Source organism: Candidatus Pristimantibacillus lignocellulolyticus (genome assembly GCA_023639215.1).
Lineage (GTDB): Bacteria > Bacillota > Bacilli > Paenibacillales > Paenibacillaceae > Pristimantibacillus > Pristimantibacillus lignocellulolyticus.
In genome coordinates, this window is the sequence record CP097899.1 from 3,819,614 (window position 1) to 3,832,230 (window position 12,617).

Here is a 12,617-nt window from a genome sequence, read left to right on the forward strand (position 1 = left end):
ATGAGTGGAACTTGGTATAATGTTGGTCTGATTGTGAATACACACGGACTAAAAGGTGACCTGAAAGTAATGTCACGTACAGATTTCCCAGAAGAGCGCTTCGCTGTAGGCAGTAAGCTCGTTATGTTCAACGAAGAAACAGGACAATCTATAAAAATTGAGATTACTAACTCGCGTGAGCAAAAGGGAATGTACTTTATTAAGTTAAAAGGGTATAACGATATTAATGAAGTAGAGAAATTCAAAGGCTGGCTTATTAAAGTAGCTGCTGAGGATCAAGGCTCATTAGATGATGGCGAATATTTTTATCATCAAATTATCGGTTGTGAAGTTTACAGCGATGAAGATGTATTGCTTGGTGTAGTAACTGAAATTCTGTCTCCAGGTGCCAATGATGTATGGGTTGTAGAGCCTGGAAAAGGCAAAGGCAAACAGATTTTGTTACCAGTTATTGATCCTGTCGTGCTGAATGTTGATGTAGCAAATAAACGTATCACTGTTCATTTGCTAGAAGGATTGGTCTAACATGAAAATTGATGTGCTAACGTTATTTCCTGAAATGTTTACTGGTGTGTTCACGAGTAGCATTTTAGGAAAAGCTCACCAAAAAGGAATTGTTGAGCTTAACGCGATTAATTTCCGTAAATATGCCAATAATAAGCATAATACAGTAGACGATTATCCTTATGGCGGCGGCGGTGGTATGGTCTTGAAGGCTGAACCTGTATTTACTGCAGTTGAGGAGTTACAAGCTCAAGCTTCAGAGCCACCACGTGTAATTTTGATGTGCCCGCAAGGGGAAAGTTATACGCAACGCAAGGCAGAAGAATTAAGCGCGTCTAGTCATCTCGTATTCATTTGCGGTCATTATGAAGGTTATGATGAACGTATTCGTCAGCATCTAGTTACGGATGAAATATCTGTTGGCGATTATGTGCTCACCGGTGGAGAAATTCCGGCCATGACAGTAATCGATAGCGTAGTAAGATTATTACCTGGTGTGCTGGGTAATGAGACAAGTGCAATTACGGATTCGTTCAGTACTGGTCTACTGGAGTATCCTCACTATACAAGACCTGCTCAATTCCGTGACTGGTCAGTTCCAGAGGAATTATTATCTGGGCATCATGCTAATATTGAGAAGTGGAGACGTGAACAATCGTTATTACGTACATTGGCACGTCGACCAGATCTACTTGAGCATGTTGAACTGTCAAAGAAAGAGAAAAAATGGCTATCTGAGCAACGCAAATTGCTAGGCATCAATTCATAGTAGCATAGCAATCGATAAATTAGGACAAACCCATAAGTTATCATTGTATTGATGCAGTAAATATGATAAAATAGTTAATGTTGTTCGTATAACGGGTGGTCCGCTATAAACGATGATCTACTCAGAAGAATAGGGAGTTTATAAGAACATCTATGGTGAAAGGAGTTGAATGTATTGAATATCCTACAAGCAATTGCTCAGGAACAGCTTCGTCAAGACGTACCTAATTTCCGTCCTGGTGACACGCTAAAAGTATACGTAAAAGTAATCGAGGGAACTCGTGAACGTGTTCAGTTATTCGAAGGCGTAGTAATTAAACGTCGCGGTGGCGGAATTAGTGAAACTTTTACTGTACGTAAAATTTCATACGGTGTTGGTGTGGAAAGAACTTTCCCTCTTCATTCACCAAAGCTTGAAAAAATCGAAGTAGCACGTCGTGGTAAAGTTCGCCGCGCTAAATTGTACTACCTTCGTAACCTTCGTGGTAAAGCTGCAAGAATTAAAGAAATTCGTTAAAATGAATCATCAAGAGGAGCTTGTTCTATCAAGCTCCTTTTCGTTTTTTTTTGCATCGGTTAGAATCTAGAGGAGGGCTGTACAATGGAACCCAAAGATGAGTTACTCGATCAACAAAAAGCTACGAAAGAAGACGTAGCTGAGCAGTATGAAAGCTCTCAGGATGAAAATGATGATATGGCGTCTGTCTCTAGAGTTGCAAGGTCCAGTAAGAAAAATAAACAAGATAAAACGTATAAAGAGGTTGTAGATTGGATAAAATCCATCGTCATTGCTGTTGTACTTGTTGCGATAGTTCGTATTTTTCTGTTCTCACCGTTTATTGTTGATGGTGATTCGATGGAACCTAATTTTCACACCCATGAACGTGTCATCGTAAACTTACTTATTTACAATATTAGTAAGCCTGAGTTTGGTGATGTTGTCGTATTTGATGTCCCTGAAGAAGGTAGACGTTTCATTAAGCGTATTATTGGAGTACCAGGTGATACTATTCGAGTAGAAGGCGATCAATTGTATATTAATGATAAATTAATTACTGAGCCTTATCTTACAGAAGCTATCGCAGAGAGCATGGCTGAAGGATTAACATATAACTCAATTGGAGATTCATTCAATTTCCCTAATGCAAGTTACCCAGATAACGTTGTCCCTGAAGGAATGTATTTTGTAATGGGCGACAATCGAGGTTATAGTAAAGATAGTAGGGCTATAGGTTACGTATTAGAAGACGAAATTATCGGACGAGCTGATGTCGTAATGTGGCCATTAGATAAATTAGAGTTGGTTAAGCATTACAACTAGATGAGGTGACTTAAATGGCGATTCAATGGTTCCCGGGGCATATGACCCGTGCCAAGCGTCAAATACAGGATAAGCTAAAGTTAATCGATATTGCGATTGAACTACTAGATGCACGAGTGCCTATTTCTAGTCGTAATCCAATGATTGATGACATTTTGCAAGGAAAGCCAAGACTTATTATTTTGAATAAGTCTGATTTGGCAGATCCTGTAATGAATGAACAATGGAAACAATACTTCGAGAATGAAGGACATACGGTTGCTATTGTAGATTCTAATACAGGTACACGTGTCAATGAAATTCCGATTTTGACGAAGCAAATATTGAAAGCAAAGATAGATAGACAAATCGCTAAAGGGATGAATCCTCGTGCTAATCGTGGACTAATTGTAGGTATTCCGAACGTTGGGAAATCTACACTTATTAATCGTCTTGCAGGCCGTAATATTGCGATCACCGGTGATAAGCCAGGTGTTACGAAGGGTCAACAATGGATTAAAGCAGGCGGCGAATTAGAGTTGCTTGATACACCAGGTATTCTATGGCCGAGATTTGATGATCAAATCGTAGGATATCGCTTGGCGATGACAGGCGCTATTCGTGAGCAAATATTAAATATTGATGAGATCGGATACTACGCGATCAAAACACTTGCCGGAAGATATTGGAATACAATCTCTGAGCGCTATAACTTAACGATTGATCCTCCAAAGGATCTAGAAGATAACGAGGAAATTGTTCGAGTTATGGAAGAAATCGGCCGTAAACGTGGTTGCTTAATGAGCGGTAATCGAGTAGATCTTGATAAAACATCTGGAATCATTTTACGTGATCTACGTGCTGCCAAATTAGGACGTATTACGTTAGAAGCTCCATTTGATGATATGCCCATAAGAGAGGTTAAGAAATAGATGTCTGATGTCATCGATTTGTTGGACTTTGAGAAGGCGTTATGGTCACAAGGAATTGAACATATTGCTGGTGTGGACGAGGTAGGTAGAGGTTGTCTTTTCGGCGATGTAGTAGCCGCAGCGGTAATTCTACCACCTGGTTGCATCATTGATGGAATCAATGATTCCAAAAAGCTTACGGAAAAGAAACGCGAGCAACTATATGCTGAGATTACAGAACAAGCTGTAGCATATTGTGTTGCGCGTATTCCGGCGCCAATCATTGATGAACTTAATATTAAGCAAGCTTCACGTCTAGCGATGAAACAAGCCGTTGAAGGTCTACAAGTTACTCCGCAGTTTCTACTCGTTGATGCTGAGATCATTGACCTAGAAATTGCTCAAGAAGGTATCGTAAAAGGAGATGCTCGTAGTCAATCGATCGGAGCAGCGTCGATATTGGCTAAAGTTACTCGTGATCGTCTATGCGAACAAGAGTGGAACGACTTGTATCCCCAATATGAACTAGCGAAACATAAAGGTTATGGTACGAAAGTACATAATGCAGCAATTTTGGAATATGGACCTACGATCATGCATCGTAAAACATTTCTTAAGAAGCTTCTTGGTGAGCAATTAGAAAGTGTATGGCCGAAGCAATAATAGATTTTTTAATGTTATATTATGCTTTACAAGCAATAGGAGCGACTTGTAACCTAACTTAATGGATAGGATGCAAGTCGCTTTTTGTATCTTAATAGAAAATGAGAGGAGTGGGACAATGTTTCCTACATTAGAGACTGATAGATTGTTACTGAGAAAAATTTCAAAGAATGATGCTGAGGGTATATTCTCCTGCTTTTCTAATGAAAAAGTTACCCGATATTATGGACAAGAAACATTAGTAAATATAGAACAAGCGAAAGCATTTGTTGAATTTTTTGCAAATAGTTACGTAGAGAAGAAAGGATTGCGCTGGGGAATCGAAATTAAGGGGCATCAAGGGATTATTGGCACTATGGGGTTCAATGCATGGTCACCCAAACATAAAAGAGCAGAGATAGGCTATGAAATACATCCTGATCACTGGAGAAAGGGTTACACCTTTGAAGCTATATCAAAAGTAATTCAATATGGATTTGATGAATTAGCTCTTTCTCGTATTGGGGCAGTTGTATTTATAGATAATGAAGCATCAAATAACTTGCTAATTAAGACTGGATTTCAAAAAGAGGGCGTTCTGAGGAATTACATGTATCAAAATGGAGTGGCTTATGACACGAATGTGTATTCCATTCTTAATAACAATTGATATGCTTTTATTTAAATAAGGTCAGATTAGTTTTCTAGTTTTTTGTGTTGAATGATATGGTTCAACGCAGTAGTCAGTGCTTAATGTGATATAAGCCTCACGCGAACGGACACAGAAGCTGTTATTTGTGAATATTAAGGGCGAATGACATTCTAAAGGACATAAAAACCGTTATTAGTCTCTAATGGAGTCCGAATATATGAAATGTAGGGAAATAAGTACGTTTGTGTCCGTAAGGATCGATAATAGAGGAATACACAGCAAATAAGGTTTCTGATGTCCGTAATCAATCGTGTGAAGAAGTCAAAAACAGCATTGATTGATATTAAGCACTGATTTTTGTGTTGTAAGCTTTATAGTAAATCCAAGATCGATCTATATAATAAATTATTGTTTTAAAGGGATAAGATTAGTAGTCAAAAAAATGCGCTCAATAGCCGATAAATACTATATGTGAATGAAATGAGGTGGACAACGCGCATGAGTATCGGAAATATTAAAGGCATATTGGGCGATGCAGTAAGTAATGATGTTAGAACACTAGAATTAAAAATCGGTCAGGTTGTTCGTGGCGTTGTTTTACAACAATATGATAATAATGAAGCATTAGTTAATATAAATGGAGTACAAGTAAGGGCGAAGTTGGATATTCCGCTTATGGAAGGTCAAGCTTCATTACTGCAAGTTCAACCAGATTCAAAGGGCGCCTACATTTTACTAAAGCAGGTTGATCCGACGACACTTGGGATGAGCGATCCTATGAAAGACATATTGAAAGCACTCAATATGCCAGATAAAGCATGGGCAAATGATATTATTAAAGACTTACGTAAAGAAGGCTTTCCTTTGAATAAGGAAACTGCTGCAGCATTTCAGAAGGCGGCTCAGTTAATACCGCCAGGCGTTAACCAAGAGCAATGGATGCAGGCAGCAGCGAGCGCATTTAAGAGAGGACTACCGATGACTCAAGCAACGATAGCTGCCTTTCATCAGTTGCAATCAGGAACTCCTTTGCACGGTTTGATCGATCAGCTGAAAAGCCAACTATCCATACTATTACAAGCTAACAATAGTGGGATTACAACGACTAGTGCTCAGACAACGGCATTGCTTAATCAGCTTTCAACTTTACTTGATGAAGGCTCTGCATTATTACGTTCTTTGGCAACAAATGGTTCAGTAACGCAAAATGCTCCATCAATCGGAGCAGGTAATCAAGGAGCTATAGTATCTTCCGGTAGCGGAGAATTAGTAGGGAAAGATGCTTCATTAGCTTCACAACAAGGTCAAACACAATCTGCTACGCAATTACAAGGCGGAGCAAATCAAGCACCTTCACAAGGAAATCTTGGACTTCTCTTGAAGTGGCTAGGTGTCAATCATGAAACTACACTTGGCAAGCAGTTGCTTACAGGACAGCCTACCAATGCTCAGCCGCAGACTAAACCAGCGACTACTCAGTTAGCGCAAGCGCCTATAGTAAATGGAAATTTACAAAGTAGCAATATGAATGTAACACAAGGGAATACTGGGAACTCAGCTGGTATGCTAGGTAATACTACGGCACCAACTACAGGGCAACAACCAATTGTAGGTAGTCAAGGTCAGCCTGCAACAACGAATACAGTAGCAGCTACTAGTAATCAGAGCGCGAATGTCGTTCCAACACCGACTTCGCCAGCTGCTCAGACACCTGCAACAGTTTTACAACAATCTGTAGTAACTAGTCAAAGCGCTGAAGTGACAAGTAATCAGACAAGTGCACAACCAGCAAATGCTAGTCATTCACAAGCTGCTCAGCCTACAGCTCAACAGCAAGTTCCAATTCATCAAGCAGCTCATTTGCAAGGAACTATTCAAGCTAATCTGCAAAATGATGTTGTTCATAATCAAGCGACTGCATCTCATAATCCATTGACCGCAAATCAGCAAGCTGATCATTTGCAACCACAGGCCAATGCTACTGCAGCTCAAGCTGGTCAAGCAACAACGAATCATGACAGCTTAAAAGCTTCGATTATGCAATTAGTGCAAAGTGCGGATACACCAGCAGCAGTGAAGGAAACGGCACAACAGCTATTGAATGCGATCACTGGACAGCAATTAATGTTATCGACCGAGCGGAATCACTCCGTATTTTCACATGTGACGATGTTTATTCCATTGCAGGATAAAGAGGGTGGGCAAACTGCTGCCGTTCATATTCAAACACGTCGAGACCGTAAAGGCGAATTGGATTCGGAAAATTGCCGTATTGTATTTGATCTTAATATGAATGCGATAGGACCAACGATGGTTGATGTGAATATTACGAGCAAGATCGTTAGCTTGAATTTATGGAATGATCATCCTGCAATAGGAGCAGTGATCGAAGCACTTAAGCCAGAAATCAGTGAAGCATTATATTCTACAGGTTATATGCTTTCTGCCGTTAGAACAACTCCGATTCCAACACCAGAAGCAGAGAATGAACAATTAGAAGAACTTAAACAGAGAATGCTTCCGCCTGATGTCGAACAGATCAACTCGACGCGCTATAAAGGAGTCGACTTCAAAGTATGAATGAACAACCACCAGTTACAAAAATGCGTAAAGCAGTAGCGATGAAATATGATCCGATGAATACTACTGCACCTACACTTATCGCCAAAGGGCAAGGTGAACTTGCTGAACGGATACTAGCTAAAGCAAAAGAAAATGGAGTGCCGATCCAGGAAGATCAATCGCTAGTAGAAGTATTATCTAAATTAGATATCGATCAGGAAATCCCACCAGAATTGTTTGCTGTAGTTGCAGAAATATTGAGCTTTGTATACAGAGCGGATCGGAATGCGAGGGATTGGCCACTATGACCCTGAATCGAAAGCAGCTAGGTGCGGAAGGTGAAGAGCGAGCAAGTTTGTATTTGCAAGAGCAAGGCTACATCATCGTTCAGCGCAACTGGCGCTGTAGTTCAGGCGAGATAGATATTATAGCAAGTAAAGATAATCAGCTTGTGTTCGTTGAAGTGAGAACTAGAACCGTGTATGCTCAAGGGGCAGGAGTGAATCGTTATGGTTCAGTGCTAGAAGCGATCACTCCCCGTAAGCAGATGCAGTTGCGTCGTCTGGCTGAGATCTATCTCTATCAATCGAAGCTACGAAACATTTCGCTCAGCTTTGATGTTGTGTTAGTAGAGCGAAGCGGGGAACATTATACATTGAATCATATTAAACATGCGTTTTGAGTTAGATCATACTACGGAGGTAGTGGGGTCTAGCTTTTTTGTTGTAGTTAGTAGTGGTAGAGTGATGAAAGTGATGAAATCAATGTGTGGTATAATAGTGAATTATTGAGACTGAATAGTTAGTAGATAGCAATTATTAGGCGGAGGTTATGTCATGCGTACTGAGGATCAAATTAAAAGGAAAATTTATGAATTGCAGCAAGCTAAGAATGCATCTACCCATGAGGATAGAACAAAAGTGTTAGAATCGCAAATATTGATACTTGAATGGGTATTGAATAATCCAACAGAGAGTTATCATGCGTAAGTGAGAAGGATGTAGAAGATTATGAGCGTGCCGAGATAAGATCGGTGCGCTTTTTTTTATTATAATTAGTGGGTTAATATGTAATATTTGGTTGAACAAAATGGGATTGGTTGTTATATTTGAATTGGGTGGAGTAACATGCTTTTGAATATTTAATAATATTAAAGAGAGGTAGCGTAACTATGGATAGATATCATAACAAATATATTATAGTTTTCTTATTAATTTTGATAAATATGATATTAGCTATCTTTTCATCTCAAGTGTATATAATAATAATGTTATGTTTTACTGGCTTTTTTGAGCCTGCTACAGTCTCAAGTAAAATCTATGGAGTATTTATAGCGCTAGCTTACTTATCAAGCATCATAGTCATAAATTTACTTATATTGAGGTTTAGTTCATTTAATAAATTGAAAACAATTATTATTTGTATCCTATGTATTTGTGCTCTAGGGGTGCTTTCGTATAAATATGAATTTTTTTTATGGGAGTATATATTTTTTTTATTATAAAAAGATAATTCTAAGCAACTTATTAAAGTAGAAATGAGATCATATAAGGAACTGGTTTAAGAGCGAAGAAAATAAACGGAAAAGTATATAAAAACAAAGATTTCAAATTAGTAGATCATGAAAGACGAATAGATTACCTAACAATAGATTCAAACTGTACGTAGCCGCGCTTAGTTGGATGAAGATTTATTGAAATGATGTAAGTCACCAACACATTCATTTTCCTAAGATAAGAGATATCTTAGGGAGTACCTGAGTATTGTTTTCGATTGTAAGGTTATAGGTGGAGAATTGAAACCAGATAATGAAGAAATTAAGGATTTGAAATATTTTTCTGAGGTTGATATAGCTTCTATCGAAAACGATTATTCACATTATATTTTTAATTCACAACAACATAAAATAGCACACTTTGAAGTTTGATTCAGAGATGTCAGTTATGTCGAATAACACGGTATTCACGCGTCGGCGAAGCCGTGGTCACAATGAAATTATCGCAGTGATTTCTTGAGACAACCTTGCATGCACAAGTTCGTAAATACTTGAACGGTAGATGAAACCGATCATAAAAAGTGAGGTTAAACATGTATTATTATGATGAACGAATAAATGATTATTTCATTAAATTTTTGAGCAATTCTATTGAATTGGAAGGATTTAAAAAATGGTTTGAATCGAACAAGAGTCAGCTTGAATATTGCCTAGAATATGAAAATTTTATTGGTCTATGTAATATAGATTTCTCTTCAAAAGATGCTTTAAATTCTGTCAAAGAAGAGATACAACGAATATTAGATACACCTACATCTGAACACATTAGAATAAGTGAAGTACTTACAGAGTTAATCAATCAAGAAGAATCATGCGTTAAATGTTGTCGTCAAATTTATGAAGATTATTGTAATGGTTATCACTTTTTGAAAGAAATTGCACTAATATCTATATGTTATGATTTCGATCATCGATTAGATAAGCCAGTTAATTTTAATGGTTTATTAAATGCAAGACCGATTATTATACAAGAAGCAGCGAAATTACTAGAGTCTATGAAAATAGGTGAAATAATGATTGTTGAATGGAATTGGGTTATTGATAAGAGGAAATAAGGAGGAACGAAATGAAAAAGATACTAAATCTACGATTGTTGATTGAATCGATTATTGTATCTATATTAATATTTGGGTTATTTATTGGAATGAAAGTAATCCAAGGTGTAATAAATACATACAAATATGTTCCTGATGTAATTGATAGTTACACATCGGCAAATTACTCACAACATAAGGTTTCGTTCGGTATTGTTTCTGTGAATGAATTTAACGGGATAACATTAGTGCTAGGAGTAATCATTCTTATATTATTAATAATATTTTATTATGGGATTCGTATCATGTTGAATCGATGGATAAAGAAGGATAATTAGAGAAATATTCGATAAATGTGAAAGCTAATGATACTGCTAAAAGTCATCCTAAAACACTTTATATTGAGTATTACCAAACAACATAAGAAAGGATATCACTATGAAGGAATCATTAATTGAAGAGAATGGTTTATATACGTTGCCTTTATACCAAAAGGTGAAATTTAAGGGAGTATTTCATATTTTGTTTTTATTTATAATATTGCTTTTTATTGGATTTATTCTTATACCAGGTAATGAATTTACAAAGGTCATACTGAATATGGGTTCTTTAATATTTTTAGTAGTGTTCGGATATTTCTGGATTTCAACAGTTTTTATTAATAAGCCTTATTTAATTGTTACTGACAAGCATCTTGAATATAAGTGGTTATTTGGTCATAAAATTATTAAATTAGATAAAATATATCAAATTTCTTTTTTTGTAGAAAACGGTATTACTAAGATTGGAATATGGGCTAATGACCAAAGTAAACCGTCATTTTTGGAAAAAATAGATCGTGCATTTGGAAGGGATTATTCGGTCAGTATTGTTGTTTCATCATTTCAGAGTATAGACTTTAATAAATTGCGATTTACAATACTGTCAGAAATACAGAGTGAGAGTATAGGAGTATTATTGGACGAGCCAGACGTAATCTCTTAGGACTTTGAAGAAATGAATCAGCAATTATTATTGTTAAAATAACACGCAAAAAGGAGAGATTAACCATGAAAAGCTTAACTTTCTGGAGTAGTGATATTAATGATGAATCCCTAATCAATGAAGTGATGGAGGGTTTGAAAACAGCTACTTGCACACCAATGATATGGTACTATAACAATCCAGAAGAAGAGGCGACTGAGGTTGGTGACTATGTAGCCGTGTTAAATAATGATAGAATTCATAGATGTACAATACAGATAACTGAAAACTATGAAATTCCCTATGGAATGATCGATATAAGAGTTGCTAAGGGAGAGAACTATCGATCACTAGAAGAATTCATAGAGGATCATAATAAATGTTGGGAAAATGATTTATTAAATGAAGGAATAACATTAAGTGAGAATACGATAATTGTAGTAGAGCATTTTAAATTAATTGAAGTGTTATAGACGTTTAAAAAAATATCCTCATATAACACCTTATCAATGCATCGACATTAGACCGGGCAGCAAATGTTAATGATGATGGAGGTATCAGGAAATTCAAGGAAGGAACTAAATTTCTTGAACTATATGACACTCTTTCATATGTAGCATCTCTCTCCACATCTTGAATTAGATTGCTGTAATTGTTATGAACAACATATGAAGCACGTCACGAAGTAGGTGATGTGCTTTTTTGTGTCTTAAAAAGAAAAAAAGATTACTTTTTAAGTAAATTGAACAAGATAAAGTGAAAGAAAAAAGCAATTAATTAAATATTTATGATTTGGGTTGTAACTGATGTTAAGAAAAAGATTAAGCAGTTGGAAAGGTTGTTGATGATGGTAAAAATTTGTGTAATTGGAAGCTGTGCTATGGATTTAGTAGTAACGTCAACCAGAAGACCAAATGCAGGTGAAACCGTCCTTGGAGATAAATTTTCGACAGTTCCAGGGGGGAAAGGTGCAAATCAAGCTATAGCAGCGGCACGACTAGGTGCAGATGTCACGATGATTGGTTGCATTGGGGAAGATGTTTATGGCAAAGCAATCATTGATAATTTAATTAACAATAAAGTTAATGTTACCTATGTTGAATCATTGTCAGATATAGCTAGTGGAACAGCTCATATCATTTTAGCTGAAGGAGATAACAGTATCATCTTTGTCAAAGGAGCAAATGATAAAGTTAGTGCTGACCTAGTTGATAAAGCAAGTGAGACTATAAAATCTGTTGATATGGTTCTAGTTCAGCAAGAAATACCAGTAGAAACTGTAGCTTACGTAAGTGACATTTGCCATAGATTCAAAATACCGATGTTGCTTAATCCAGCACCAGCACGCTCAATTAGTGAAGCAATTATTGAAAATGCTACTTATTTAACACCGAATGAACATGAATGTTCAATTCTGTTTCCCCAATACACGACAACTGAAGCATTACAAAAATACCCTAACAAGTTATTTATCACAGAAGGTAGTAACGGTGTTAGATATTTCGATGATGAGCAGGAAGTACTCGTTCCAACTTACAAGGTAAATGCTATAGATACAACTGGAGCGGGAGACACATTCAATGCAGCACTTGCCGTTGCTCTAGCAGAAGGTAACTCGATACAAGTTAGTTTAGAGTTTGCTAATCGAGCAGCTTCTTTATCTGTCACTAAATTCGGAGCTCAAGGTGGAATGCCAATAAGAGCTGAAGTAGAGGAGAACTTATAA

16 protein-coding genes are annotated in these 12,617 nt (G+C 37.0%); all 16 read left to right on the forward strand.

Features of this window, described 5'->3' with window-relative positions:
• The 16 genes from rimM (at position 1) to rbsK (ending at position 12,617) form a co-directional block, all read left to right on the forward strand.
• On the forward strand, positions 1-525 hold the full coding sequence (gene rimM / locus NAG76_16220; GenBank protein URN93366.1) for a ribosome maturation factor RimM: 525 nt from the start codon (positions 1-3) through the stop codon (positions 523-525).
• A 1-nt stretch (position 526) separates the two neighbouring features.
• Positions 527-1,273, forward strand: a complete 747-nt coding sequence (gene trmD, locus NAG76_16225; protein URN93367.1) for a tRNA (guanosine(37)-N1)-methyltransferase TrmD — start codon at positions 527-529, stop codon at positions 1,271-1,273.
• Between the two features lie 174 nt (positions 1,274-1,447).
• The gene (gene rplS / locus NAG76_16230) at positions 1,448-1,789 is read left to right on the forward strand and encodes a 50S ribosomal protein L19 (GenBank protein URN93368.1); all 342 of its coding nucleotides are present in this window, start codon (positions 1,448-1,450) and stop codon (positions 1,787-1,789) included.
• Positions 1,790-1,873: 84 nt separating this feature from the next.
• Positions 1,874-2,593 carry a signal peptidase I gene (gene lepB / locus NAG76_16235; protein URN93369.1) on the forward strand — a complete coding sequence of 240 codons (720 nt, stop codon included), beginning with the start codon at positions 1,874-1,876 and terminating at the stop codon, positions 2,591-2,593.
• Positions 2,594-2,607: 14 nt separating this feature from the next.
• Positions 2,608-3,504 (forward strand): ribosome biogenesis GTPase YlqF, encoded by an 897-nt coding sequence (ylqF, locus tag NAG76_16240; protein URN93370.1) that lies wholly within the window; start codon positions 2,608-2,610, stop codon positions 3,502-3,504.
• A complete protein-coding gene (locus NAG76_16245; GenBank protein URN93371.1) occupies positions 3,505-4,146 on the forward strand; it encodes a ribonuclease HII in 642 nt (213 codons plus the stop codon).
• Between the two features lie 118 nt (positions 4,147-4,264).
• Positions 4,265-4,795 carry a GNAT family N-acetyltransferase gene (locus tag NAG76_16250; protein URN93372.1) on the forward strand — a complete coding sequence of 177 codons (531 nt, stop codon included), beginning with the start codon at positions 4,265-4,267 and terminating at the stop codon, positions 4,793-4,795.
• Between the two features lie 480 nt (positions 4,796-5,275).
• Positions 5,276-7,357, forward strand: coding sequence for a hypothetical protein (locus NAG76_16255; GenBank protein URN93373.1), 2,082 nt, complete (start codon positions 5,276-5,278; stop codon positions 7,355-7,357).
• Positions 7,354-7,647: an EscU/YscU/HrcU family type III secretion system export apparatus switch protein gene (locus tag NAG76_16260; GenBank protein ID URN93374.1), complete on the forward strand. Its 294-nt coding sequence runs from the start codon at positions 7,354-7,356 to the stop codon at positions 7,645-7,647. The genes NAG76_16255 and NAG76_16260 overlap by 4 nt, the downstream gene beginning before the upstream one ends.
• Complete coding sequence (locus NAG76_16265) at positions 7,644-8,021, forward strand: YraN family protein (GenBank protein ID URN93375.1); 378 nt, start codon at positions 7,644-7,646, stop codon at positions 8,019-8,021. Before NAG76_16260 ends, NAG76_16265 begins: the two co-directional genes overlap by 4 nt.
• 154 nt (positions 8,022-8,175) lie before the next feature.
• Positions 8,176-8,328: a hypothetical protein gene (locus NAG76_16270; GenBank protein ID URN93376.1), complete on the forward strand. Its 153-nt coding sequence runs from the start codon at positions 8,176-8,178 to the stop codon at positions 8,326-8,328.
• Between the two features lie 1,099 nt (positions 8,329-9,427).
• A complete protein-coding gene (locus tag NAG76_16275; protein URN93377.1) occupies positions 9,428-9,949 on the forward strand; it encodes a hypothetical protein in 522 nt (173 codons plus the stop codon).
• Positions 9,950-9,960: 11 nt separating this feature from the next.
• On the forward strand, positions 9,961-10,266 hold the full coding sequence (locus NAG76_16280; GenBank protein ID URN93378.1) for a hypothetical protein: 306 nt from the start codon (positions 9,961-9,963) through the stop codon (positions 10,264-10,266).
• Between the two features lie 100 nt (positions 10,267-10,366).
• Entirely contained in the window at positions 10,367-10,912 is a 546-nt protein-coding gene (locus tag NAG76_16285; GenBank protein URN93379.1) for a hypothetical protein, read from the forward strand.
• A gap of 65 nt (positions 10,913-10,977) precedes the next feature.
• Positions 10,978-11,364 (forward strand): ASCH domain-containing protein, encoded by a 387-nt coding sequence (locus NAG76_16290; GenBank protein ID URN93380.1) that lies wholly within the window; start codon positions 10,978-10,980, stop codon positions 11,362-11,364.
• 374 nt (positions 11,365-11,738) lie between these two features.
• The gene (gene rbsK / locus NAG76_16295; GenBank protein ID URN93381.1) at positions 11,739-12,617 is read left to right on the forward strand and encodes a ribokinase; all 879 of its coding nucleotides are present in this window, start codon (positions 11,739-11,741) and stop codon (positions 12,615-12,617) included.